Raw genomic sequence first — 23,327 nt, forward strand, 5'->3', positions numbered from 1 at the left:
GCTCATGAGCACCACTGACCAAGGCCCGAGGCTGCTGACGCTGGCGCGCGGGAGTTACCGCGTGTGCGCTTGCGGTGCGCAAGTGCTCTGTCCATCGGATTGCCGGCGCGCCGATGAAGCGATTCCTCTGCAGGTTCGGCGCCGGGCCGAGCGCGTTTGGCTTTGCCGCTGCGGCAGGAGCGCGCGCTGGCCACACTGCGACGGCAGCCACAATCGGTGATAGCGACCCCCTCAGGACGCTGAGGCCACCGGCCGCTGGGGCAACTGGTCGAAGGCGTGTTCGACGAGGCCGCTTCCGGCTCCCTCGGAGGTGTGAAAGACGGCGTCGGCGCCGGCGCGTTTGAGCAGCTCGATCTCGTCGGCGTAGTTGACCGCTGCGGCGATCTGGCCGTGAAAGCCGTCGCGCCGCAGCTGCTGTATGGCGTACAGGTTGCCGGCCCTTCCGGGCATGGTGAGCAGCACCAGGCGCACGCGGTCGTCGACAACGAGCTTGTCCCAGAAGTCGGAATCCACCCCGTCGCCCTCGACGACATTGAGCCCTTCGGCGCGCATCGCCTGCACGCGCTCCACGCGATTCTCGACGCCCAGCACGCGCATACCGTACTTGCGCGTCAGCTGCAGATAGGCGCCGTGACCGATGCGCCCCATGCCCAGCACTACCGCGTCGGCGTCGTCGACCTGGATCGGGCTGTCGTGCGTCAGCAGTTCCCGACTCTCCAGGCGCCGCAATCTCGGCGCGAAGCGGCGATAGATGGTTTCCGACGCGCTGTTCAGCGGCGCCGCGAGGACGAAGCTCGCGGCTACCGCCAGTGCCAGTACGGTGAGCCAGTCGTTGCTCAACATGCCCTGCGCAACCGCAACGGTCCCCAGGATCAGCCCGAACTCCGAGAAATTGCTCAGACTGAGCGTTGACAGCATGCTGCTGCGCAGTCGCATGCGGAAGCGGGCGAAGATCAGCAGATAGAGCGCACTCTTGAGCGGCAGCAATGCCAGCAGCAGCAATGCCGCGCCGGCCAGCTCCCAGCGCAGCTCGGCGCCCAGGCCGAGGCCGAGGAAGAAGCAGATCAGGAAGAGCTCCTTCAGATTGAAGAGGGACTTGGCCAGCGGGGAGGCAGCTGGATGTGGTGCCAGCAGCATGCCCACGACCAGCGCGCCGAGATCACCTTTGACGCCCAGCGCCTCGAAGAGGCTGTAGCCGAGCACCAGCGCCAGTGCGATGCCGTAGAGCACTTGCAACTCGCCGTGGCCGACACGTTCGAGCAGGCGCTGCAGCAGCGGCGCCAGCGGGATGAGCAGGAAGAGGCCGAGTGCCCAGGGGCTGGGCAGTGCGCAGTGGAGGCCGCCATGAAGGCGACCGCGAAGACGTCCTGCATGACGAGCACGCCGATGGCGACGCGTCCGTAGAAGGAACCGGCCTCGCTGCGCTCTTCCAATGCCTTGACGACGAAGACCGTGCTGGAAAAGCTCAGCGCGAAGGCCAGCAGCAGCGCTTGCGCGCCTTCCAGCTCGGTCAGCAGCGGCCAGGCCAGACCGCGCGCCAGCAGCATCAGCAACAGCGCGAAGAGCAGCGTGGTTCCGGCGAGATGCATGGAGGCCGCTGCCCAAACCGGCTTCTGCAACAGGAAGCGGATGTTGAGCTTCAGCCCGATCGTGAACAGCAGCAGGGTGACACCGAGGTTGGCAAGCACCTCGAGCACGGGCGTGCTGCCGTAGCCCGCCGCATTGAGGATGAAGCCGGCCAGGAGGAAGCCGAGCAGCGGCGGCAGCCGCGCCGCGATCGCCGCGAGGCCGCAGGCCAGCGCCACGATGACGTACACCGGCTCCAGCGCCATTGCGGCCTGTCGCTTGCGGTCGGTTGTTGGTCTGCTTGCTGGTGCGGGCCGCTAGACGGCGCCGTCGCCGGTTTCGCCGGTACGGATGCGCACGGTCTGCTCCAGCGTGCTGATGAAGATCTTGCCGTCGCCGATCTGCCCGGTTTTTGCTGCGGACTGAATCGCCTCGACGGCGCGATCGATCATGTCCTCGGGAAGCGCGACCTCCAGCTTGATCTTGGGCAGCAGGTCCACCGTGTACTCGGCGCCGCGGTACAGCTCGGTGTGCCCCTTCTGACGACCGAAGCCGCGGACTTCGGTCACCGTCATGCCCTGCACGCCGATGTCGGCCAGCGCCTCGCGCACGGCGTCGAGCTTGAAGGGCTTGATGATGGCGGTAAGCATTTTCATGGCGTGTTGTCCCTGACGACCTTGCAGCGAGTGTAGCAGCAGCCCACGCGGTTACCGGCTGCCATAAATGGACCGGCCCGCGCGGGGGGCGGGCCGGTGGGTACGACTTTGGCCGAACGACTAGGCCACCTGACGCTGCTCCTCTTCGACCTCTTCGTGCGAGGTCGTGCCGGCGAACTGCGCGAAGTAGGATGCCGGGAAGTCGTCGGTCTGGATGGCGTCGTAGCGCGCCGCGTCGTATTCGGCGACCAGATCGCGCTCCTCGGCCGAGAGCACACCCTTGGACACGGCGTCGGCCAGCTTCTTCTCGGGCGTGTGACCGTCCAGCTCGCCGGCGGACAGCGCCTTGAAGTACTTCAGGTAGGGCTCCTCGGCCTTGATCAGCAGCTCGAAGGTGTGCTCGATGCGACCGATGGGGTCCTCCTTGCCCCCGTTGACGTAGACCAGCTGCGTGAGCTCGTCGCGCAGGCGGCTGGGTGCCATCAGGCTCTCGGCGATTTCGCCGGTGAGCGCATCCGAGGGCTCGCGGTAGGGCCGGCCCCAGGGGAAGACCATGGTGCGCATCAGCCCGGCCATGGGCCGGCTCGGGAAGTTGGCGAAGAAGCCGTCGAAGGCCTTGTGGATTTCGGCCAGGCAGTTGTCCAGCGCCCAGCGTGCATGCGTGACGTGATCCTCGCGGCTACCGTGGTGGCGGAAGTACCAGAGCACGCCGGAGGCGATATAGAGCTGCGACAGCACGTCGCCCAGTCGTGCCGACAGACGCTCCTTGCGCTTGAGGTCGCCACCGAGCATGCCCATGGTGACGTCTGAGACGAAGGCCAGCGAGGCACTCATGCGCTCCAGCTGCCGGTAGTAGTCGGACAGCGGGCCGGCCTCGGGGGCACGTGCCAGCTTGGCGCCGGTCAGCCCGAGGGTGAAAGCGCGCACACCGCGATTCACCGAATAGCCGATGTGCGACCACAGCTCGCGATCGAAAGCGCTCAGGTCGTCGGCGCGCGCGGCCTCCATCTCCGGGAAGACGTGCGGATGGCAGCGGATGGCGCCCTGACCGAAGATCATCAGGTTGCGCGTCATGATGTTGGCCCCTTCCACCGTGATGGCGATGGGGGCTGCCTTGTAGCCGGCGGCCAGATAGTTGCGCGGACCCTGCTGCACGCCCCGCCCGCTATGGATGTCCATGGCATCGATGATGATGCGGCGCATCATCTCGGTCATGTGGTACTTGGCCACGGCTGTGACGACCGACGGCGTGCAGTGATCCACGCCCGAGGCAGTGAGCAGGCGCATCGATTCCAGGGTGTAGGTTAGGCCGGCGATGCGGCCGCTGGCCTCCTGCACCCCCTCGAACTTGCCGATGGCGAGCTTGAACTGGCGGCGGATGCGGCCATAGGCGCCCGTCATGCGATAGGCGGCCTGGCCGGCGGCGGCGGCCAGCGCCGGCAGCGAGATGCCGCGGCCTGCGGAGAGGCACTCCACGAGCATGCGCCAGCCGCCGCCGGCCTTGTCGGCGCCGCCGATGATCCAGTCGATGGGGATGAAGACGTCGCGGCCCGTCACGGTGCCGTTCATGAAGGCGGAGCCGGGATAGTGGCGGCGGCCGACTTCCACACCCGGATGATTGGCCGGTACCAGCGCGCAGGTGATGCCGTACTCCGTCTTGGAGCGATCACCCAGCAGACCGTCCGGGTCCTCCAGCTTGAACGCCAGGCCGACAACGGTGGCGATGGGCGCCAGTGTGATCCAGCGCTTGGAGAAGTTGAGGCGGATGCCCAGCGTGCGCTGGCCGTCGATTTCGTCGTAACAGACCACCCCGTTGTCGGGCATGGCGGTGGCGTCGGAGCCGACTTCCGGGCCGGTCAGGCCGAAGCAGGGAATCTCCTTGCCGGACACGAGACCGGGCAGCCACTTCTTCTGCTGCTCGGGCGTGCCGTAGTGCACCAGCAACTCGCCCGGGCCGAGTGAGTTCGGCACCATTACCGTCACCGCCACGGCGATCGACTTGGTGGCGATCTTGGTGACCACCGCAGACTGCGCCACGGCCGAGAAGCCGAGGCCGCCGTGCTCGGCCGGGATCAGCATGGACAGGAAGCCGTTGTCGCGGATGTAGGCCATGACCGGTTCGGGCACGGCGCGTTGCTCGAACTCGATCTCCCAGTCGTCGATCATGCTGCAGAGCGTCTCGACCTCGTTCTCGAGGAATGCCTGCTCGGCTTCGGTGAGCTGGGTGGCCTGGAAATCGTGCAGCTGCTGCCAGTCCGGGCGGCCACGGAACATCTCGCCTTCCCACCAGACGTCGCCGGCCTCCAGCGCTTCGCGCTCGGTGGATGACATCTCCGGCAGCACCTTCTTGAAGGCCGCAAAGATCGGTCGCGTCGCGACTGCGGCTCGCAGCGGGCGGATCGAGAAGAAGGCGAATGCGGCGAAGACAAGGCCCAGCACGCCGAGCCCGACCGGGCCCAGGTAGCCCGTCGCGGCGGCGGCAATCAGGCTAGCGCCCAGAACGCCGGTCCAGGCGAGCAACGGTGCCCCGGTAAATGCCAGCGCCCAGGCGATGGCGACGGCGGCAAGGGTGATGATGAGAGTTGTCATGATGATGGCACTCCGTGTAAGACGGTCAGACCACGGCCTGCAGCGGCGGATCCTGCTGCTGTCCGGACGTGGATTGGTTCTTCTCCTCTCGCGCACGCGGTATCAGCGTCTCGATCATCAGACGCAGATAGTCGTTGAACTGCTCGTTTTCGGGGATGGCTTCCGGCACATCGCGCCGGATCTGCAGATTGCCCATGAAGGTGGCGTAGGCGAAGGTCGACCAACGCCGCGCGTCGCCCTCCGGCAAACCCAACGCCCGGTAGCACTCGTAGAGATAGGCCAGGCGTCGCTCCGAGACGCGACGCACGGCCGCCTGAATGGCTGGCCGGTCGCTGGCCGCGGCCAGCGCCAGATAGAGGCGCCCCGAGCGATAGCTGGCGTTGGCGGCCTTGAAGACCCGCACGACGCGTTCGTAGGGGTCGGTGGTGTCACCGACGCGCACCATGATGTCGTCGGTTTCCTCGCGCTCCCAGCGCGTGAGGGCGGCCTCGATCAGCGCGTCGCGGTTGGCGAAGTGCCAGTAGAAGCTGCCCTTGGTTACGCCCAGGCGCCGGGCCAGCGGTTCGATGGCCACGCATTCCAGGCCCCCGGCCGCCATCGCGTCCAGCGCGGCTGCCGCCCAGTCGTCGGCGCTGAGGCTCTGCTTGTCGGACCCGGGACCCTGCGCGTGCTTCGCTGCTGGCATTAATGGCTCCATACGCTTTAGTATGGAGTGTAGGCATACGCTGCCGTATGGTCAATCTCTGTTCAGCACCGGTGCGGGCGATCAGGTTGATCCTGCAGTTGGCTCTTTGTTGTAACTGTGTGTGTGCCACGATAATCAATCGATGACTGCGAACCGGAGATAATGATCATGAAGAAGCTCTTCTGGCTTGTTCCAGCGCTTGCGCTGATGACGGCGCCTGGCGCCGCCCTTGCCGGGGTGTCCGAGGAAGAGGCCGAGCGTCTGGAGGAAGGCGGCGATCTCACGCCCTGGGGCGCCGAGAAGGCCGGCAACGAGGACGGCAGCATCCCGGCCTGGGACGGAGGCCTGACCGAGATTCCCGACTGCTATGAGGGCGAAGGCTCCTGGTATTGCAACCCCTTCCCCGATGACGAGCCTGCCTACGTCATCACCGCTGACAATGTCGACGAGTACGCGGATCTGCTGTCGGAAGGCCAGAAGGCCATGTTCGAAACCTATCCGGAAAGCTACAAGATGCCCGTCTACGAGACGCGGCGGAATTTCCGGAATCCCGAGTTCATCTATGAGGGCACGCGCCGCAATGCCACCGAGGCCAATCTCGGCGGCGGCGGCGAAGCGCTCGAAGGCGCCATCAATGGCTATCCCTTCCCGATCCCGAAGAGCGGTCACGAAGTCATCTGGAACCACAAGACCCGCTATCTGGGGCGCTGGGTGCAGCGCTGGAACAACCAGTTCGCGGTGACGCAGAACGGGCGCTACAACCGGGTGACGATCCGCGAGGACGTCTATTTCCCCTACAACTTCCCCGGTAACGAGCCCGAGGATCTGGATAACGTCCTGATCTACTTCCTGCAGGTGGTGACGGAGCCGCCGCGTCTGGCGGGCACCATCACTCTGGTGCACGAGACCATGGACCAGGTGAAGGAGCCGCGGCGTGCCTGGCAGTACAACCCCGGCCAGCGCCGCCTCCGTCGTGCGCCGAACGTGGCCTACGACAACCCGGGTACAGCTTCGGACGGTCTGCGCACGAACGACCAGACCGACACCTTCAACGGCGCGATGGATCGCTACACCTGGAAACTCGTCGGCAAGAAGGAAATGCTCGTCCCGGCCAACAGCTATCCGCTGCACAATCAGGATCTCAGCTACGACGACATCGTCACGTCGGGGCATATCAACCAGGACCACACGCGCTACGAGCGCCGCCGGGTCTGGATCGTGGACGCCGAGACGAAGCCGGGCACCACGCATATCTACAAGCGCCGGAAGTTCTATGTCGACGAGGATGGCTGGCAGATCCGCCTGGTCGATATCTACGATCGCCGCGACGAGCTGTGGCGCTTCCAGGAGGCGCACACGGTCCTCGCCTATGACAAGCCCTTCCAGGTGCCGATCGGTGAGACCATCTACGACCTGCAGAATGGGCGTTATCTGGTGCAGGCGCTGAACAACGAGCATCCGGAGAATGTGGAGCGCGAGTTCGATGCCGACTACTTCAAGCCTTCCAACGTTTCGCGCCAGGCCACCCGCTGATCGCATGATCCGCGGTCGCTTGCGAATCCAAGGGCCCCGCTAAAGCGGGGCCCTTTCGTTTGTGGGCTCAGTCCTTTTTCCGCTTGCCCGAGTCCGGCGCCTTGCTCCAGGTGTTGGCGTCCTTTCTCCGATCCTCTCCGGAGCGCCGGTCATCGGTTTCGAAACGGAAGCTGTCGCGGCGGTCGCCGCCGCTCTTGCGACGATCCTTGCCCGAGCGGCGTTCCTTGATCAGGCGCTCGCCCTTGCCGGTGAGTCCTGACCGCTCGTCCTCGCTCATGGCGCTATCCGTTGGTGTAAGCCTTAATCCACGATACGCCTCAGTCACACCACCGCGAAAGTCGCGCCGCCATGAAAGGGCCGCCAGAGCTTGCTCAGCGAGCGCTGGCGCTCGCCGCCGGTCCGAGCCCGCAGGCCTGTAGCACGCGCTTCCAGGCTGCCGCGTGGGAGCGCGATTCATGAAGGAGGCGGTTACCGAGTCCGCCCTCGGTGACCGCCCAGACCTGTGCCCGAAAGGTGGCTACGGCGGCAGGAGGTTTCGCGTCGGCAGGCCACAGTGTCTTCAGGGCTTCGTGCATGGCTTCACCTGCTCGGTCGAGCTTGGCCAGCAATGGCTGGATGTTGCCGAAATAGCGCTGCTGCAGGATCGTCTGCAACACGCGCGCCTTCGGCGTCGGTCGCTGCTGCGGGCAGAGACGCGTCGTGTCGATAGTGTCAAGCAGCGTGGTGGCTGCCGACAGGCCGGCGAGGCTGGTCTGCATGGCCTTTAACCAGGCCCCGCCGTAGCGTTGGCGCTCGAGTTGCCGATAAGCCTGCGAGAAGGCCTTATCCGCCTGCTCGCGCTTTCCCTCGAGCGCAGCTTGCACGGCTAGGACGAGCTGCTCCAGGGCGTCTCCGGGCATGCCGGCCTCGGAAGGCACCAGTGCGTCGGCCGAAGGGCTCCACCAGTCGGCCATGGCTTGGCTGCCCAAGCCGGCGTTCCATGCCCGGGCCCTCATGGCTACCGACTTCTCTTCCAGGAGCTCGTCGATGCGCGCGAGCAGACGTGCATCCTCTTTGTCCGAATGGTTCAGCGCTTCGCGGCATTGCTTTAGGCGCTGCGTGATGCGGCCGTCTATGGCCAGATGCGCGGCAGCGTCGGCGTGCCGGCCGAGGATGCTGTTGCGCTGAGCCAAAAGTTGCCCGATATCGCAGCGACTCAGGCGAAAGATTTCCAGGACGCTACCGCTGACTTCCGGCACGGGAAGTTGCCGCTCGCGGCCACGCGGATAGCGCAGCGTGTCTGTTGCGAGGGCCTCGGCGGGTGCTTCCACGCCGGTGACGCGCTCGAGGCGGGCGAGGTAGTCCGCATAGATCGATGCCACCGGATCGCGGGCACAACCCGCCAGCAGCAGCGAAGCCAGCAGAGTTGGAAGGCAGCGCATCGCGGAATGCTAATGCAGCGCTGTCGGCCATGGCGCGCTGTCCAGCTACTCGCCGACTGCTACCGGAACTCGCCGATGCAACGAGCGATGCATGGTCGCCATCACGTCCAATGACTGGAAGACCCCGCTGCTCGCGCAGCCGTTGGGGTGTGTGCTCTGGTTCACCGGCGCTTCAGTAACCGGTCAGTAACCTGTAGTCCCAAAACACAACGGAGACGGGACATGGCCGATAGCACGACGCAGAGTCAGGAACTCGAGAAACTGAAGGCTGACATAAAGGCGGTCCGCGACGATATCTCGAAGCTGACATCGAGTCTGGCAGGCGAGGCACAGAATCGCGCCCAGGCCGGAGCGCAGAGCATGCGTGATGCCGCCGGTACGGCTCAGCAGGAGCTGCATGCAGCGAGCGAGAATCTGCAAGGCCAGATTGCCGCGCGTCCCTATGCCAGCGTCTTCACCGCCTTCGGAGCGGGACTGCTGCTGGGCGTCATGCTGGATCGTCGCTGAGTGGCGCCAGGCCTGCCGCGTGCATTGCATGTGCTTGCCGCAATGCTGCGCAGACCCGAGCCGCTCTGGCCTATCGCCTCATGAACTTCATTCAACGCTCAGTCCAGCAGTACCTGAAGTACTGGATCGTCATCTTGCTCGGTCTGCTGGGTTTGAGCTTCCTGGCTTTGTCCGGCTATCTGGCCCTGCAGCAGGTCATGCCGGCAACGCTGGCGGCACTCATTGTCGGGGCGGTGAGCCTGTTGAGTGCCTTGCTCGTCTATCTGCTGTTCCTGCGACAACCCGCTGAGGCGTCGCCGCCGGCGACCGAAGAGCAGTCACAGGCGGATCTGAAGGAAAGCGCCGTCCAGCTCGCGCAGCAGTATGCAGGCCGCATTCCTGCCGAGATCGAGCGGCGGCCCGAGGCGGCAATGGCAATCGCGTTGGGGGTTGGCATTGTGCTGGGCGTCAGCCCGCGAGCACGCAGCCTGCTCGGCAGCACGCTGAAGCTCGGCGTAAAGCTCGCGGAAGAAGAGCTCAACCGACGCAGCTGATCCCTCAGCTTCCGGCCCACGAAGGGCTCTCGGTCTCTGTGCCAAACCCACGAAAAAGCCCCGGACGATGCCGGGGCTTTTTCAGTGTCGGTGCGGCGAAGGGGCTCAGTCGCCGCCGTTCTCGCTGTCCTCGCCGTCTCCGTTGTCACCTTCGTCGGCGACTTCAATGAGCTCGACCTCGAAGACAAGGGTTTCGTTCGGGCCGATGCGGTTGCCCGCGCCCTGCTCGCCGTAAGCCAGTTCGGGCGGAATCACGAGCCGTGCCTTGCCGCCTTCCTGCATCTTCTGCAGGGCCTCGGTCCAGCCGGGGATGACGTTGCCCAGCGGGAAGGTCGCCGGCTCGCCGCGCTCGTAGGAGCTGTCGAATTCGGTGCCGTCGATCAGCTCGCCCTTGTAGTGAACGGTGACCGTATCGCTTTCGGAGGGGGAAGCGCCTTCGCCCTTCTCAAGCTGCTCGAACTGCAGGCCGGATTCGGTGACCTCGACGCCATCGCGCTGGGCATTCTCTTCCTGATACGCGGCGCCCTTCTCGGCGGCCTCGGAACCCTGCTGTGCCTGCTGCTCGGCCTGCTTCTTCTGGAGGCGCTGGGCGACCTGATTCTTGATCTCCGCGCGTTCTGCCTCGTCGATGGCGAGATCCTCGCCTGCGTAGGCCTCGCGGATGCCGCGGTCCAGCGCGTCGAGATCGACCTCGCTTTCGTCCACGGCCTGCAGCGAATTGCCGAGGTCGACGCCTACCGCATAGCTGAATCGGGCGGCGTCGCTGTCCAGCGCGGCCGGAGCCTTGCTGCTTTCATTGCCACCTTCCTGCTGGCCCTGACAGGCGATGAGCAGAACTGCTGCCGAGGCCACGGCGGTCAACTGAATCTTCCGCATATGATAATTCCCTGATTGATTGTGAATTCAATGGCATTGGGGTCAATTGCCCCTTTACTCCACAGCCTACACCGATTGGCCGCTCGTTGCGGAGATAGCGTCGTGCCCCCGCCGCGCCACCAGTTGCAGGATGGTTTGCTGGATATCGGGGCTGAGCAGCTCCAGCGCCGAGCGCGCCAGCGGGTGGATCCGCTCGCCCACGAGGATGTGATCGTCGACCTGCCGGGCGATGAGCCCGAGCCGAATCAGGGTATCGACATACCCGCGAAACAGGGTGCGGTCGAAGAACTCGGGCGCCATGCGACCGGTGAGTACGGCAATGCGCTCAGCCAGGCTACGGCAGTCTTCCTCGAACTGCTTGCGCGCGATGGGCGCCTCGCCGGCCTCGGCTGACAGCATCACCGCCGTCATGCAGTAGCGCTCCAGCGTCTCGCCAGTAATGCGCGACAGCATCGAGAGAATGGCCGAGGCGGAGCTGGTGACCTCCGGCCGCAACAGATCCGTACCCTCGCGCTGCAGCAGGCCCAGCGACTCCATGGTGGCCAGCGTATCGGCCAGCGCCTGCCGCCCCTGCGCGTCGGGCCAGCGAAGGAAGAACTCGGTGCGCAGGAAGGGGTAGAGCCCCTCGGTTGCATCAAGCAGCTGGGCTTCGGGGATGCGCACACGGCTGCGGAACATCGCGGCGATCAGCGAGGACAACGCGAAAAGATGCTCGATGTTGTTGCGGTAGTAGGTCAGCAGCGTGGCCTGCTTGCCCTCGGCGAGGAGGATGTCGCCCCAGGGGTGCGGGATACGCGACAGCCGCGCGATGGGCGTCGCCCAGGCCAGTACTTCACCGGCATCGCTGACCGGGATGTTCATGTCGGCACTGTAGGGCTGCGCCCGTAGCAGGCGGATGAGCAGCTCGATCTGCTCGCTGAGCTCGTTTTCGGCGGCTGCCTTCTGCGGCGCGGCCAGCAGAGCGACCGCCGTCAGCGCTACCGGATAGGCGACCACCGCGCTGTTGATGCGGCTCATGACCTCCGTCGCCAGATCGGCTACCAGCGCATTGAAGCCTTCGGGGCGGCGCGGCTGCATCGCGCTGCCGAAGCCTTCGCGCCACCCCTCCAGCTTGCGATCGGCGAACTCCTGCAGACGCACGGCCTCGCCGAAGCTGATGTAGGGCTTGCCGAAGGATTTGGTGAGCACCTTGGTGGCCTTGAGCAGGCCCTGGGCGGATTCCTTCTGCTTGGCTGTGCCGCGAAGCTCGCTGGCATAGCTGTTCGCTTCCGGGACGCGGTCGTAGCCGAGGTAGATGGGAATCACCGCTACTTTGCGCGCGCGCTGGCGCAGCGCTGACTCGGTGATCATCGCCATCAGCCCGGTCTTCGGTTGCAGCAGGCGGCCGGTTCGCGAACGCCCGCCTTCCGGGTAGAAGCTGATCGAGTAGCCGCGCGCGATGAGCATGTCGACATAGGCGCGAAACAGCGCCGTGTAGAGGGGGTCGCCCTTGAAGCTGCGCCGGATGTAGAAGGCGCCGCCGCGGCGCAGCAGTCCGCCGACCGGCCAGAAATTGAGATTCACCCCGGCAGCGATGTGCGGCGGTGCCACGCCGGCGTGATAGAGCACGTAGGAGATCAGCAGGTAGTCGAGATGGCTGCGATGCGAGGCCGTGAAGACGATCTCGTGCGTCTGCGCCAGCTGGCGAACCCGCTCCAGCCCCTGTACCTCGATGCCCTTGAAGATTCGATGGAAGACCGGTGTCAGCAGGCGGTCGAGGAAGGAGAGCGTGGTGGTGGAATAATTCGCCGCGATCTCCTCCGCGATGCGGCGGGCGCGCTTGCGGACCTTGGCCGCGCTCTTCTGTGAAGAGGCGATTTCCTCCTCGATGGCGTGACGCACGGCCGGCAGGCGAAGCAGGCCATCGATGAGCACGGGTCGCCGCACCAGGCTGGGTCCGAGGGTGGCCGTGCGCACGCGCAGGAAATGAATGTTGAAGACGCGCGCGAGCTTGCGCAGTGCGCGGCGTGGCTGTGTCGTGCCACTCATGAAGCCGCGCAGCGATACCGGCTCCGAGAAATGCGCCAGCAGGTTGCGGCCGTTGAAGATGGCGATGAAGAGCTTGTGCAGGCGGCCCGCGCCGAAGCTGTCGGCGAAAAGGATTCGGAACAGCGAGGTTTCCTTCTCCGGCTGCCTTCCCCAGAACAGTGACACCGGTACCAGCTGCACGTCGTAGTTGTCGCGCTGCTCGGCTTCCGCGAAGAGGCGCTCCATGCTGTCGACGTCGCGGTTCGGGGCCAGCAGCGCCGGCAGGTAGATAAAGGTGGCGCGCCCCGGTTCAGGCAGGCTATGGCCGATGCGTTGCGGTACGGGTAGGCCCTGGGCGCGGCAGATGCGTTGCAGTGCGAAGAGGTCCAGCCAGCTGCGCTGCGGCAGCACGTAGCAGACCGGTTGTTCACCAGAGAGCTTCAGCGCTCCGGGCAGGCCGTCCGGCGTGCTGCGATGACGCAGCCAGGCCATCAGCGGCCGGCTCATAAGCCAGCACAGCCAGAAAAGCGCGGATTGCAGCATGGCTCCCCCTCTCCCTCGGTTGGCGAAGGCCGCGAACGCGTGGCGACGTTATGCTGCCGCAACCTTCCTACAGGCGCGCATCATGCAGCAGGCGGGCAGTACAGGAGAAATACCGGCGATCGACGCCGAACGTATCGCGGCGGCGCGACGCTTCGCCCGTCGCACGGCCTGGGTGCTCGATTCCAGCATCCGCCTGCCCGTAGTCGGTTACCGCATCGGTTTGCAGCCGATCATCTCGCTGGTGCCCGTTGTGGGCGACGTCGCCGGCTTCTTACTGACGTTGCTGATCATCGGCCAGGCTTGGCGGCTGCGCGCGCCGCCGGGGCTGCTTGCGCGCATGGCGGGCTATGCCGTGCTTGATCTTTTCGTCGGCTTGCTGCCCGTGGGCGGCGACATCGTGGACTTCGCGCTGCGCGCCAATAGTCGCAACTGTGCGCTGCTGGAGGGCTATCTGGACGAGTTGGAGGGGCAGCCGCCGCGTCCGGGGTGGCAGCGCTGGCTTGTGCTCGGTGCGCTGGTGGCGGGGCTGCTCGCTGCGTTGTGGTTGGCGTGGGTCGTTGGTAGCGCGTTGGTGGGGGCGCTTTTTGGTGCCTGAGGTGGGGCGACAAAACGGCCTCTTAAGGCGATATAAGCCATGACAGGAAACATCATTGGCCCCGTTCTGCTTGCGGGTTCCGCGCTCGAAACGGGTTCGCTACCGTAGGACGGGTGCGGGAGGCGCGGGTTACTTTGGTTCCGGCCAAAGTAACCAAAGCCATGGGCGAGTCCGACCGAATGCCCGGTGGGCATTCGCAGCGGACGAGCGCCCGGACATGGAGGTCCGGGCTGGGTCACTTAGCGAGGCAGGAGCCGAGCTTAGTGACAGCGGCGGTTCGGGCAGTAACGCTTGTGCCGGATAGCTCCTGTGCTTCGAAGCGCAAAGATCGCCGCAGTCACTAGGCTCGGTCATCCGGACCTCGCCAAGTGACCCGGCCGGAGCCATCCTTGACCCCGGCGTGATGCGCGCTGCGACTCGCCACTGGCAAGTCGGTCGCGCATCACCCCTCAAAGGGCACGTTCTAAACGGCTCGTCGCTTCGCGACATCGCCGAGTCTCGGTCAGAACCCTCTATGCAATCTTCGGTTCGAGTTCGTCGCGTGCTCAGCTACTCTTCCAACTCGATCTCGGGGTTGAACAGCCGCATGAAGCCGGCGAAGCCGAGGCGGCCGCCCTCGACGTAGTCGAAATCCGTGGCGATGGCCAGCGCCGGGTTGCGCAGGCCGGCAAGCATGCGCTTGAAGACGAGGCTGTCCACGCGTACGTGGATGTCGGCGTCGGCGCTCACGCCCTCGGCCAGTTCGGAGACACCGCGGCGTACCGTCAAGGTGCGCGCCGTGTCGAGATCGGGGAACTCGAAAGCTACCGACTGCTCGACCTCCCAGGCCGCCGGGCCGTCCAGTGCCACGGCCATGCCGTCGAAGAAGATCGACAGCGGCATGGCGCGCAGCATCTCGTCGCGCGGCGTCAGTACGCGTTCGGGCACGGTTACCGTGCCTTCCAGCTCGGCGGCCGTGGTCAGGTAGTAGTGGCGAGCGCCGGGGTTGTGCTCGCTGGCCGCCAGCGCGCGCAGCGCGTCGATGCGCAGCTTCCGGGCCCGCTCGTGGTCGGGTCGCAGGCGCAGAAAATGGTCGCTCAGCTCCAGCAACCACTGGTGCTCGCTGTCCGCGGCGGCTTGTTCCAGCGCCTCCAGCAGCGCTCCTTCGCCGCCGGCGAGCGCCGCCATGCGCTGCGCGCGTTCGCCGGGGGCGGTAGGTTGCAGCTGCGAGGGGTTGCCGTCGTACCAGCCGAGCTCGCCCTGGAAGACGGCGCGCGCCGACCAGCTTGGTTTGCCGTAGAAAGTCTGTAGATAGGGGGATTCGGCCAGATGCGGCGGTAGCGTGAGGCGTTCGGCGATCTCGTCGGGCGTGGCGCCGGCGTTCATCAGGCGGATGGTCTGGTCGTAGACGTAGCGGATGCCGTCGCGGTATTCGGTGAGCCGCTGGTCGACTTCCTCGGCGCCGGAGATGGGGCGACCGTGGCTGGGCACCAGATGCTCGGCGCCCAGCGCGCGCATGCGGTCGAGGCTGTCCGCCCACTGCTTGGGGTCGCGGTAGCTCGTGCCGCGGATGGTGTAGAGATTCGGGAAGGCCTTGTAGAAGTTGTCGGCGGGCAGCAGCACGCGCTTGTCGGGCAGCCAGACGAAGATCTGGTCCTCTGTCTCGCCCGGGGCATGCTCCATCACCAGCTTGACGCCGGCGACCTCGACCTCCAGGCGGTGGTCGAAGGTCTGCGTCGGGCGCAGCACCTGCAGCGTGCTGTCCTCGCCGACGGCGACGAAGGCACCGAGACCAACATTGGTGCGCTGCTCGTCGGGTAGCGGGTTGCCGTACATGCGCATCGAGCGGTGCGTGATGATCGGCTGCAGTACGCCGGAGATCTTGTCGGCGGCGGCGATCAGCGAGTCGTGCGCGAAGATCTCCAGATCCCGATCGTCCGGGTCGACGAAGGCCGCGCCGCCATGGATGTGGTCCGGGTGCGAGTGCGTGTAGACCAGGGCCTTGACCGGCTTGTCGGTGATGGCGCGGAAGCGCTCGGCGATGCGCTCGGCGGCTTCCAGGGATTCCATGACGTCGACGACGATGGCCGCGTCCTCGCCCTCGATGAGGATGGAGTTGGCGATGCCGAAGCCGATGGCCACATACACGCCCTCGGTGACCTCGACCACGTCCTCGCGGAATTCCTCGCCGTGCTCCGTCAGCGCCTCCGGTGTGGGCGTCGGCGGTGGTTCGGGCGGTTCGCCGCCGCAGGCGGCCGCCAGCAGGGCAGCTATCAGGACGGTCGTGAATTGGCGCATGTGTGGTCTCCCCCCAGGGTTTCTTATGGTCCTTTTCTGATCAGCATACGGCGAGTTCGTAGGAAGTGCCGGTGCCCCGGTTCCGCGCCTTGTTACCTCTGCGCTTTCGGGCGTGCCCATTGCGACGGCGCTGGGAGCGCCCGGACAGGAGGGTTCGTGCTGGGGCGTGGTTATAGCGAAGAGGTAGAGCCATGGATGGTGGGCAACCGCATCCCATGCGTCGCGCCAAGATCGCCGCCGTCACTAGGCTCGGTCATCCGGACCTCGTCGCAGATGTGCCGGTCGGGTTCCCGCTCGCGCGGGGCCCCTCCTCCTCGGCCCCTGCTCCAAGTGACCCGGGCTGGGCCTTCCTTTGGCCCAGCCGTAATTCGCGCTGCGACTTGCCACCGGCAAGTCGCAGCGCGAATTACCCCTCAAAGGGCACAGGTCGTTCTGACTCGTCGCTTCGCGACTTCGCTGAAGCCAACTGCGCCAATCTGCGCTTCCAGGCGTTCCCGTATCTGGGGCGCACCAAGGCGTAAGGTCTCGCCCGGCTGGACATGCTTGACAGCAGCCGCGCATCGGCGTCGAATACTGTTCATACATAAGGGGTATCCACTTAGCTCCACCTACGCTTGAGCTGTTTTCGACTGAGTCGAAACGACGCTTTCATAGGTCAATGGAGCGGTTTCCAGCGCTTGCTGCATCAAGCGATAGAAGAGCATTCCTCGTGAACCTGACTTTCGGCGATTGAACCGAAAGGCGAATTCGTCGAGGTAGGCGTCAAGGTGGCGAGGTTGCACAGCGCCATGATGAGTTCCCATCAACCAGCGCTGGAGCAGTGCCGCCACGCGGTGAACGCCGGCGAGCGAGACGTGCGCTGGCACATCAGCGCCGAGCATCACAGACCGACGATGGTCATAACCAAGACTGGCAAGTGACCGGTAGGCGGCAGACCCGTCGGTCTTGACGATCGAGCCAGGCGCTACGGCGCCTTTGATGAACGGCTCAACGTGCTCGGCAGAGTCTCTCTCCAGCCTTTGTAGCCGAATGCGACCAAAGCCTTTCGGCTCGATGATCTCCACCGCTACGGCAACGAATGCATGGCCGGTCCGGCTCTTTTTGCCTTTAATTGAACGACCTACCGTTCGGTCCGTGATTGCCACGTAGGTCTCATCGACCTCGACCGTTCCCTGAAGCTTGTCACGGCCACTACGCACCATGGCGCGTCGGAATCGATGCAGCATCGTCCATGCGGTCTGATAACTGCCTAGACCCAGCACGCGCTGCAGCCCCAAGGCGCTGACGCCTTGCTTCTGATTCGTGATGTACCACGCAGCTGCCAACCAGACCTGTAGTGGCGTGCGCGTTTTCTCGAAGATCGTGCCGGCCGTGACGGTGCATTGATAGCGGCAAGCCCTGCACACGAGCCGAGACCGGCTGACGCGATAGGGCTCGGCATGCTCCTGACAGCTCGGGCAGACGAAGCCCTCTGGCCAGCGGACCTTCTCCAGGTACTCGATACAGGCCTGCTCTGTCGCGAACCACGCATGGAATTCGCGCCAGTTGCCGGGATAGTCCTTGCTTGCTTCGGGCATTTGTGTACAGTACCACTACTGGGGTTATGTACAGTGCTCGAAATTGTGGAGCTAAGCGGATACCCCATTCATACATACAGCATCCTCCGTCATGCTCACCAAGCGTCAGTCCGAAATCCTGGATTACATTCGCCGCCGTCTGGCCGAGGAGGGCGCGCCGCCGACGCGCGCCGACATCCAGCAGGCTTTCGGCTTCGCCTCGCCGAATGCCGCGGAGAGCCATCTGCGCGCACTGGCGCGCAAGGGCGCCATCGAGCTGGTGCCGGGGGCTTCGCGCGGCATCCGCTTGCCGGCTGTCGAACCGTCGGTGACCGGCCTGCCGCTGATCGGCCGTGTCGCCGCCGGCGCGCCGCTGCTGGCCGTGGAGCACATCGAGCGGCACGTCGCGGTCGGGCCCGACCTCTTCTCGCCGGCGCCGGATTATCTGCTGCGCGTGGCTGGCGAATCCATGCGCGACGTCGGCATTCTCGATGGCGATCTGCTGGCCGTGCGCCGCAGCAATGAGGCGCGCAACGGTCAGATCGTGGTCGCGCGCATCGAGGACGAGGTTACCGTCAAGCGCTTCCGCCGCGATGGTCAGCATGTACAGCTCATTGCCGAGAATCCCGATTTCGCGCCCATCGTTATCGATCTTGCGCAACAGCCGCTGGCGATCGAGGGCCTGGCTGTGGGCGTGCTGCGGCAGCTGGACGCCGCATGAGCGCGGCACCGGAATCCCTGCGCGCGCTGCAGGCGCGCGGTCAGCTCTGGCGCGGTGGCGACAAGGCGCGCGTGCGCGCCCAGGCCACCGGACACGCGGGGCTGGACGCTCTGCTGCCCGGCGGCGGCTGGCCGGTGGGCGCGCTCAGCGAAATCCTGTTGTCCGGGCCTGGATGCGGCGAGCTGAAGCTGGTCACCCCCTGGCTGGCGCGCCTGACGCAGGCCGGTGGGCGCGCTGCACTGGTCTGTCCGCCGCTGCTGCCCTACGCCCCGGCGCTGGCGCAGGCGGGAATCGCGCTGTCGCGCCTGCTGGTCATCAGCCCCGAGGATTATGGCGCTGCGCAGTGGGCCGCCGAGCAGATGCTGCGCTCGGGTGGCTTCAGCGCCGTGCTCGCCTGGCCGGGACGGATGGCGCCGCAGGATCTGCGCCGTCTGCAACTGGCTGCTGAGGCGGGCGATGCCTGCGGCCTGCTTTATCGCGACCGGCGTGCGCTTGCCGAGGCCTCGCCGGCGGCGCTGCGGCTGGAGCTGCAGGGAAGCGCGGCGGATTTCTCGGTCACCATCCACAAATGCCGCGGTGGCGCCATCGGCGCGCAGTGGCGCTGCGCGGCCTGAATCCGTGCTCTGGCTCAGTCTTAGCCCCCGACGGCTCGCTCTCGACGCGCTGGCGCTTGAGAATCCGGAAGGCTTGGCAGTCTGCGCGCGCAAGGGCAGCCGGCGCTGGGTCGTGGCGAGCCGCGAGGCGGTGTTTCCCGGTGCCGAAGCTGCTTCCGTGCTCGCCGCCCGGCCCGAATTGCGGTTGATCGAGCCCGAGCCGCGTGCCGAGACGCAGGCCATGGAGGACCTGGCCGCTCTGGCGCATGGTCTGGGCGATCCGGTGTATCTGCATCAGGAGACGCCCACCCCCGAGCTGCCGGCGGGCCGTGCCTGGGTGTGCGTGGAGATTGGTAATAGCCTGCGTTTCTTCGGCGGCGTCGAGGCGCTTCTGGATGAAGCGCGCGGGCGGCTGGAAGGCCAAGCGCTGGACTGTGCGCTGGGTGTGGCGACGACGCCGGAGGCTGCCGCGCTGGTCGCGCGCTGCGAAGATGGCCGGGTATTGCGGCGTCGGGAGGAGTTGTCCGACTGGTTGCGTGACGTGCCGCTGCACGCTCTGCCATTGCCGCCGAAGGTGCGCGACGGCCTGCGCGCCTCGGGCATCAGCAATGCCGGGGCACTGCTGGCGCTGCCGCTGGATCAGCTGGCACGCCGCTTCGGGGCGCAGACCACGACCTGGATCGAGCGGCTTACTGGTCGCGCGCCGGATCCGAAGCGCGCGCACCGTCTGAGCCCGCGCTTTGTCCGCCATCTGCGTTTCGACGGCGATGTGCACCGCGTAGAGGGCCTCGGCTTCGCGCTGCAGCGGCTGTTCCGTGCGCTGGCGCTGGATCTGCGTGCGCGTGATACCGGCGCACGCTCGGTGTCCGTCCGGCTGCATCACGACGACCACCCCGACACCGAGCTGAGCATCGCACTCAGCGCGCCGGCCTGCGACGCTGGCTACTGGCTGTTGATGGCGCGCGAGCGCATGGCCGCGCTTCGGTTGGTGGCAGCGGTCAATGGTGTCACGCTGCATTGCGACGACTTCGCGGTGCCGGAAGCCCCGCAGCTCGATCTTTTCGACAGCAGCCGTGCCAGTGCCGACGCCTGGCGCGAAACGGTAGAACGGCTCATCGCCCGTCTCGGCGTCGAGGCCGTATGGCGCCTGGGCGTGGCCGCCGACCATCGCCCCGAGCGCGCCTGGAAGCGGCTGCCGGCGGGTGCCAACGATGAAGCCGGCGCACCAATGTCCGATGGCGAGCGGCCCATGTGGCTCTTCGACCCGCCGCGGCCGCTGCAGCAGCTGCCGGCCATCGAGGGTGCGCCAGAGCGCATCGAAAGCGGCTGGTGGGACGGCGCCGACGCGGCACGCGACTACTACGCCGCCCGTGGCCCGGACGGCAGCTGCCTGTGGATCTTCCGGGACCGTGCCGACCGCGGCTGGTATCTGCAGGGGTTATGGGCGTGATGCACGCCGTGGATCGTGCAGATGGCGTGGATTTTGCCTCCGGATGGCGTTGAAGCAGTCAGCGCGAACCCTAAGCAGAAAATTCGTGCCGGGCCGTGAAATCTGTGGCTCCGTTTTTGGCCGGGTGCGCTGAGATGGCTCCCACCTACGTCGAGCTGCACTGCCTGAGCGCCTTCTCCTTTCAGCGCGGTGCCTCGACGCCGCCTGAGCTGGTCGAGCGGGCGCAGGCACTGGGCTACACGGCGCTGGCGCTGACCGACGAATGCTCGCTGGCCGGCGTCGTGCGCGCCTGGGAGGCTGCGAAGCAGTGCGATCTGCGCTTGATCGTGGGTTCCGAGATCGTTCTCGAAGACGGCCTGTGCGTGGTGCTGCTGGTGCCGGATCAGGCTGCTTACAGCGATCTCTGCCGGCTGATTACGCGCGGGCGCCGCGCCAGCACCAAGGGCAGTTATCGGCTGAGCCGTGCGGATCTGGCTGAGCACGCCGGCCATCTGCTGACGCTGTGGCTGCCGCGCGGGGTCGAGGCCGACGAGGAAGATGCGCGTTGGCTGCAGGCGCATTTCGGGCAGCGGCTGTGGATCGCCGTGCATCAGTGGCGCGACGCCGGGGACGCGCCCCGGCGTGCCACAGCCGAGCGCTTGGCACGCGCGCACGGCCTGCGCATCACGGCCGCCGGTGGCGCGCTCATGCACCGCCGCAGTCGCCGCGCCATTGCCGACGTCATGAAGGCGCTGCGCCTGCGCAGGCCGCTGGCCGAGTGCGGCGCTGCGCTGGCCGTCAACGGCGAGGCACATCTGCGGCCACGCGAGGCGCTGGCGCAGCTCTACACCTTCGAGGAAATGGCCGAGAGCACGGCCATCGCCGCGCGCTGCGACTTCCGGCTCGGTGATCTGCGCTACAGCTACCCGGAAGAGCTGGTGCCGGAAGGCCTTACTGCCGCCGCGCATCTGCGCGCGCTCACCGAGGCCGGGCTGCGCCGGCGCTGGCCGGAAGGCGCGCCCGATGATGTCCGCGCCACGGCCGAGCGCGAGCTGGCGATCGTCATCGAGCTCGGCTACGAGCATTTCTTTCTCACCGTCGAGGATCTGGTGCGCTTCGCCGAGCGGCGCGGGATCCTCTGCCAGGGGCGCGGCTCGGCGGCGAATTCGGTGATCTGCTACGCGCTGGGCATCACCGCGGTCGACCCGCGCCGCGCGAGCATGCTCTTCGAGCGTTTCGTGTCCAAGGAGCGCGACGAGCCGCCGGACATCGACGTCGACTTCGAGCACCAGCGACGCGAGGAGGTCATCCAGTACGTCTACGCCAAGTATGGCCGGGAACGGGCGGCGCTGGCGGCCACCGTCATCCACTACCAGCCGAAGAGCGCGCTGCGCGATGCCGGTTTCGCCCTGGGCATCGCCCCGGAGCTGATCGAGCGCGCCAGCCGCGCCATGCGCTGGCACGACCGCAGCCAGTCCCTGGCCGACCGGCTGCGCGCGCTGGGCGTGGACCCCGACGACGCTGCGCTGCAGCGCTGGCTGGGTGTCGCCGAGCAGCTGATCGGCCTGCCGCGACATCTGTCGCAGCACGTCGGCGGCTTCGTCATCGCCGATCAGCCGCTGCATCAGCTGGTCCCGGTGGAGAACGCGGCCATGGTCGACCGCACGATCATCGAATGGGACAAGGACGACCTGGAGGCGCTGGGCCTGCTCAAGGTGGATGTGCTGGCGCTGGGCATGCTCAGCGCCATCCGCCGCGCGCTGGACCTGGTTGGCGCGCGCCACGGTCGGGCCTTCGCGCTGGCCGATATCCCGCCCGAGGATCCGGCGACCTACGCCATGATCCAGTGCGCCGAGACGGTCGGCGTCTTCCAGATCGAGTCGCGCGCGCAGATGAGCATGCTGCCGCGATTGCGGCCGGCGAACTACTACGACCTGGTCATCCAGATCTCCATCGTGCGGCCCGGACCGATCCAGGGCGGTATGGTGCATCCCTATCTCAAGCGCCGGAAGGGCGAAGAGAAGGTCGCGTATCCCAGCAAGGAGCTGGAAGAGGTGCTCGGACGCACGCTGGGTGTCCCGCTCTTCCAGGAGCAGGTCATGCAGATCGCTATCGTCGCGGCCGGCTTCACGGCGGGCGAAGCTGATCAGGTGCGCCGCTCGATGGCGGCCTGGAAGCGGCGTGGCGGGCTGCAGCATTTCCGCGAGCGCCTCATGGCCGGCATGCGCGCCAAGGGCTACGAGGAGAGCTTCGCCGAGGCCATCTATCAGCAGATTCTCGGTTTCGGGGACTACGGCTTCCCCGAGTCACACGCGGCCAGCTTCGCGCTGCTGGCTTACGCCTCGGCCTGGCTGAAATGCCACGAGCCGGCGGCCTTCTTCTGTGCGCTGCTCAACAGCCAGCCGATGGGCTTCTACGGCCCGGCCCAGCTCGTGACCGAGGCGCGTCGCAGCGGCGTCGAGGTGCGGCCGGCGGATGTCACGCTCAGCCTGCCTGCCTCCTCGCTGGAGGCAGGCGCGGCCGGGCCGGCGTTGCGGCTGGGGCTGGGCATGGTCAAGGGGCTGTCGGAAGGCGCCATGCAGCGCATTGCCGCCGCCCGCGACGCGCAGCCCTTCAGCGATGTCGCCGACCTCGTGCAGCGCGCTGCCCTGGAGGCGCGCGACCGTGAGGCGCTGGCGCGCGCCGACGCGCTGGCGGCGCTGGCCGGGGACCGGCATCGCGCGCATTGGCAGGCGGCCGGCGCGCAGCGGTTGCCCGGTCTTCTCGCCGGCTTTGCTGCCGCCGAGCCGTCGCTGCGGTTGTCCGAGCCGCAGGAAGGTGAAGAGATCCTCGCAGATTACAATAGCCTCGGCCTGACGTTGCGCCGGCATCCGGTAGCCTTGCTGCGGCCGCGTCTGAGCCGTCTCGGCGTTTGTCCTCCGGAGCGTTTCGCCCAGCTCGACGACGGCGCGGCGCTGCGCGTGGCCGGGCTGATCGTGAACCGCCAGCGGCCCGGCACGGCCAAGGGCACTGTCTTCATGACGCTGGAGGACGAAGCCCACAGCTACAACCTCATCGTCTGGGGCGACACCTTCCGCCGCTTCCAGGCCGAGGCCATGGGCAACTTCGTCATCGTGCGCGGCATGTTGCAGCGCGCTGAGGGCGTCACCCACGTGGTCGCCCACCACTTCGAGGACCGCAGCGACTGGCTGGGCGCGCTCGCTGTGGCCTCGCGCGATTTCCATTGACCGAAAGGCACGA

The 23,327-nt window shown here is 66.5% G+C and carries 18 protein-coding genes and 1 pseudogene; 9 read left to right on the plus strand and 10 right to left on the minus strand.

Features of this window, described 5'->3' with window-relative positions; translation table 11 throughout:
* Window positions 1–4: 4 nt before the first annotated feature.
* On the plus strand, window positions 5–220 hold the full coding sequence (locus U743_RS19810) for a CDGSH iron-sulfur domain-containing protein (protein WP_084191622.1): 216 nt from the start codon (window positions 5–7) through the stop codon (window positions 218–220).
* 11 nt (window positions 221–231) lie between these two features.
* On the opposite strand, the pseudogene U743_RS19675 reads toward U743_RS19810, so the two are convergent.
* The 4 genes and pseudogenes from U743_RS19675 to U743_RS16565 form a co-directional block, all read right to left on the minus strand.
* Window positions 232–1,826: pseudogene (locus U743_RS19675) on the minus strand (cation:proton antiporter domain-containing protein).
* 57 nt (window positions 1,827–1,883) lie between these two features.
* Window positions 1,884–2,222 carry a P-II family nitrogen regulator gene (locus U743_RS16555; RefSeq protein WP_043769940.1) on the minus strand — a complete coding sequence of 113 codons (339 nt, stop codon included), beginning with the start codon at window positions 2,220–2,222 and terminating at the stop codon, window positions 1,884–1,886.
* 120 nt (window positions 2,223–2,342) lie between these two features.
* Window positions 2,343–4,811 (minus strand): acyl-CoA dehydrogenase, encoded by a 2,469-nt coding sequence (locus tag U743_RS16560; RefSeq protein ID WP_052368313.1) that lies wholly within the window; start codon window positions 4,809–4,811, stop codon window positions 2,343–2,345.
* Between the two features lie 25 nt (window positions 4,812–4,836).
* Entirely contained in the window at window positions 4,837–5,496 is a 660-nt protein-coding gene (locus tag U743_RS16565; protein ID WP_084191623.1) for a TetR/AcrR family transcriptional regulator, read from the minus strand.
* A 168-nt stretch (window positions 5,497–5,664) separates the two neighbouring features.
* Here U743_RS16565 and U743_RS16570 point away from each other — a divergent pair, with 168 nt between their 5' ends.
* Entirely contained in the window at window positions 5,665–7,029 is a 1,365-nt protein-coding gene (locus U743_RS16570; protein ID WP_198022089.1) for a DUF1329 domain-containing protein, read from the plus strand.
* A 67-nt stretch (window positions 7,030–7,096) separates the two neighbouring features.
* Here the strand turns inward: U743_RS16570 and U743_RS16575 are convergent, their stop codons facing one another.
* Both U743_RS16575 and U743_RS16580 read right to left on the minus strand, forming a co-directional pair.
* The gene (locus U743_RS16575; protein WP_043769943.1) at window positions 7,097–7,306 is read right to left on the minus strand and encodes a hypothetical protein; all 210 of its coding nucleotides are present in this window, start codon (window positions 7,304–7,306) and stop codon (window positions 7,097–7,099) included.
* Window positions 7,307–7,400: 94 nt separating this feature from the next.
* Window positions 7,401–8,450, minus strand: a complete 1,050-nt coding sequence (locus U743_RS16580) for a DUF3080 family protein (RefSeq protein WP_043769945.1) — start codon at window positions 8,448–8,450, stop codon at window positions 7,401–7,403.
* Window positions 8,451–8,672: 222 nt separating this feature from the next.
* Here U743_RS16580 and U743_RS16585 point away from each other — a divergent pair, with 222 nt between their 5' ends.
* Together U743_RS16585 and U743_RS16590 are read left to right on the plus strand one after the other, a co-directional pair.
* Window positions 8,673–8,957, plus strand: coding sequence for a DUF883 family protein (locus tag U743_RS16585; protein WP_043769947.1), 285 nt, complete (start codon window positions 8,673–8,675; stop codon window positions 8,955–8,957).
* A 134-nt stretch (window positions 8,958–9,091) separates the two neighbouring features.
* Window positions 9,092–9,490 carry a phage holin family protein gene (locus tag U743_RS16590; RefSeq protein WP_156966486.1) on the plus strand — a complete coding sequence of 133 codons (399 nt, stop codon included), beginning with the start codon at window positions 9,092–9,094 and terminating at the stop codon, window positions 9,488–9,490.
* A gap of 105 nt (window positions 9,491–9,595) precedes the next feature.
* Here the strand turns inward: U743_RS16590 and U743_RS16595 are convergent, their stop codons facing one another.
* Entirely contained in the window at window positions 9,596–10,366 is a 771-nt protein-coding gene (locus U743_RS16595) for an FKBP-type peptidyl-prolyl cis-trans isomerase (RefSeq protein ID WP_052368315.1), read from the minus strand.
* Between the two features lie 66 nt (window positions 10,367–10,432).
* Window positions 10,433–12,916, minus strand: coding sequence for a glycerol-3-phosphate 1-O-acyltransferase PlsB (gene plsB, locus U743_RS16600; RefSeq protein ID WP_052368316.1), 2,484 nt, complete (start codon window positions 12,914–12,916; stop codon window positions 10,433–10,435).
* An 82-nt stretch (window positions 12,917–12,998) separates the two neighbouring features.
* Between plsB and U743_RS16605 the strand changes: the two genes are divergently transcribed.
* Window positions 12,999–13,511 carry a DUF4112 domain-containing protein gene (locus tag U743_RS16605; protein WP_084191838.1) on the plus strand — a complete coding sequence of 171 codons (513 nt, stop codon included), beginning with the start codon at window positions 12,999–13,001 and terminating at the stop codon, window positions 13,509–13,511.
* Between the two features lie 549 nt (window positions 13,512–14,060).
* Here the strand turns inward: U743_RS16605 and U743_RS16610 are convergent.
* Window positions 14,061–15,788: an alkyl sulfatase dimerization domain-containing protein gene (locus U743_RS16610; protein WP_052368317.1), complete on the minus strand. Its 1,728-nt coding sequence runs from the start codon at window positions 15,786–15,788 to the stop codon at window positions 14,061–14,063.
* A 608-nt stretch (window positions 15,789–16,396) separates the two neighbouring features.
* The gene (locus U743_RS16615) at window positions 16,397–17,365 is read right to left on the minus strand and encodes an IS1595 family transposase (protein ID WP_043765129.1); all 969 of its coding nucleotides are present in this window, start codon (window positions 17,363–17,365) and stop codon (window positions 16,397–16,399) included.
* Window positions 17,366–17,456: 91 nt separating this feature from the next.
* Between U743_RS16615 and lexA the strand changes: the two genes are divergently transcribed.
* The 4 genes from lexA (at window position 17,457) to U743_RS16635 (ending at window position 23,314) form a co-directional block, all read left to right on the plus strand.
* Entirely contained in the window at window positions 17,457–18,065 is a 609-nt protein-coding gene (lexA, locus tag U743_RS16620) for a transcriptional repressor LexA (protein ID WP_043769953.1), read from the plus strand.
* Window positions 18,062–18,679 (plus strand): translesion DNA synthesis-associated protein ImuA, encoded by a 618-nt coding sequence (gene imuA / locus U743_RS16625; RefSeq protein ID WP_043769956.1) that lies wholly within the window; start codon window positions 18,062–18,064, stop codon window positions 18,677–18,679. The genes lexA and imuA overlap by 4 nt, the downstream gene beginning before the upstream one ends.
* Window positions 18,680–18,683: 4 nt before the next feature.
* Window positions 18,684–20,108, plus strand: coding sequence for a Y-family DNA polymerase (locus U743_RS16630; protein ID WP_156966487.1), 1,425 nt, complete (start codon window positions 18,684–18,686; stop codon window positions 20,106–20,108).
* A 134-nt stretch (window positions 20,109–20,242) separates the two neighbouring features.
* Window positions 20,243–23,314: an error-prone DNA polymerase gene (locus U743_RS16635; RefSeq protein ID WP_043769962.1), complete on the plus strand. Its 3,072-nt coding sequence runs from the start codon at window positions 20,243–20,245 to the stop codon at window positions 23,312–23,314.
* The last annotated feature ends 13 nt before the right edge of the window (window positions 23,315–23,327 follow it).

Origin of the sequence: Algiphilus aromaticivorans DG1253, assembly GCF_000733765.1 — a bacterium.
Taxonomy (GTDB): Bacteria; Pseudomonadota; Gammaproteobacteria; order Nevskiales; family Nevskiaceae; genus Algiphilus; species Algiphilus aromaticivorans.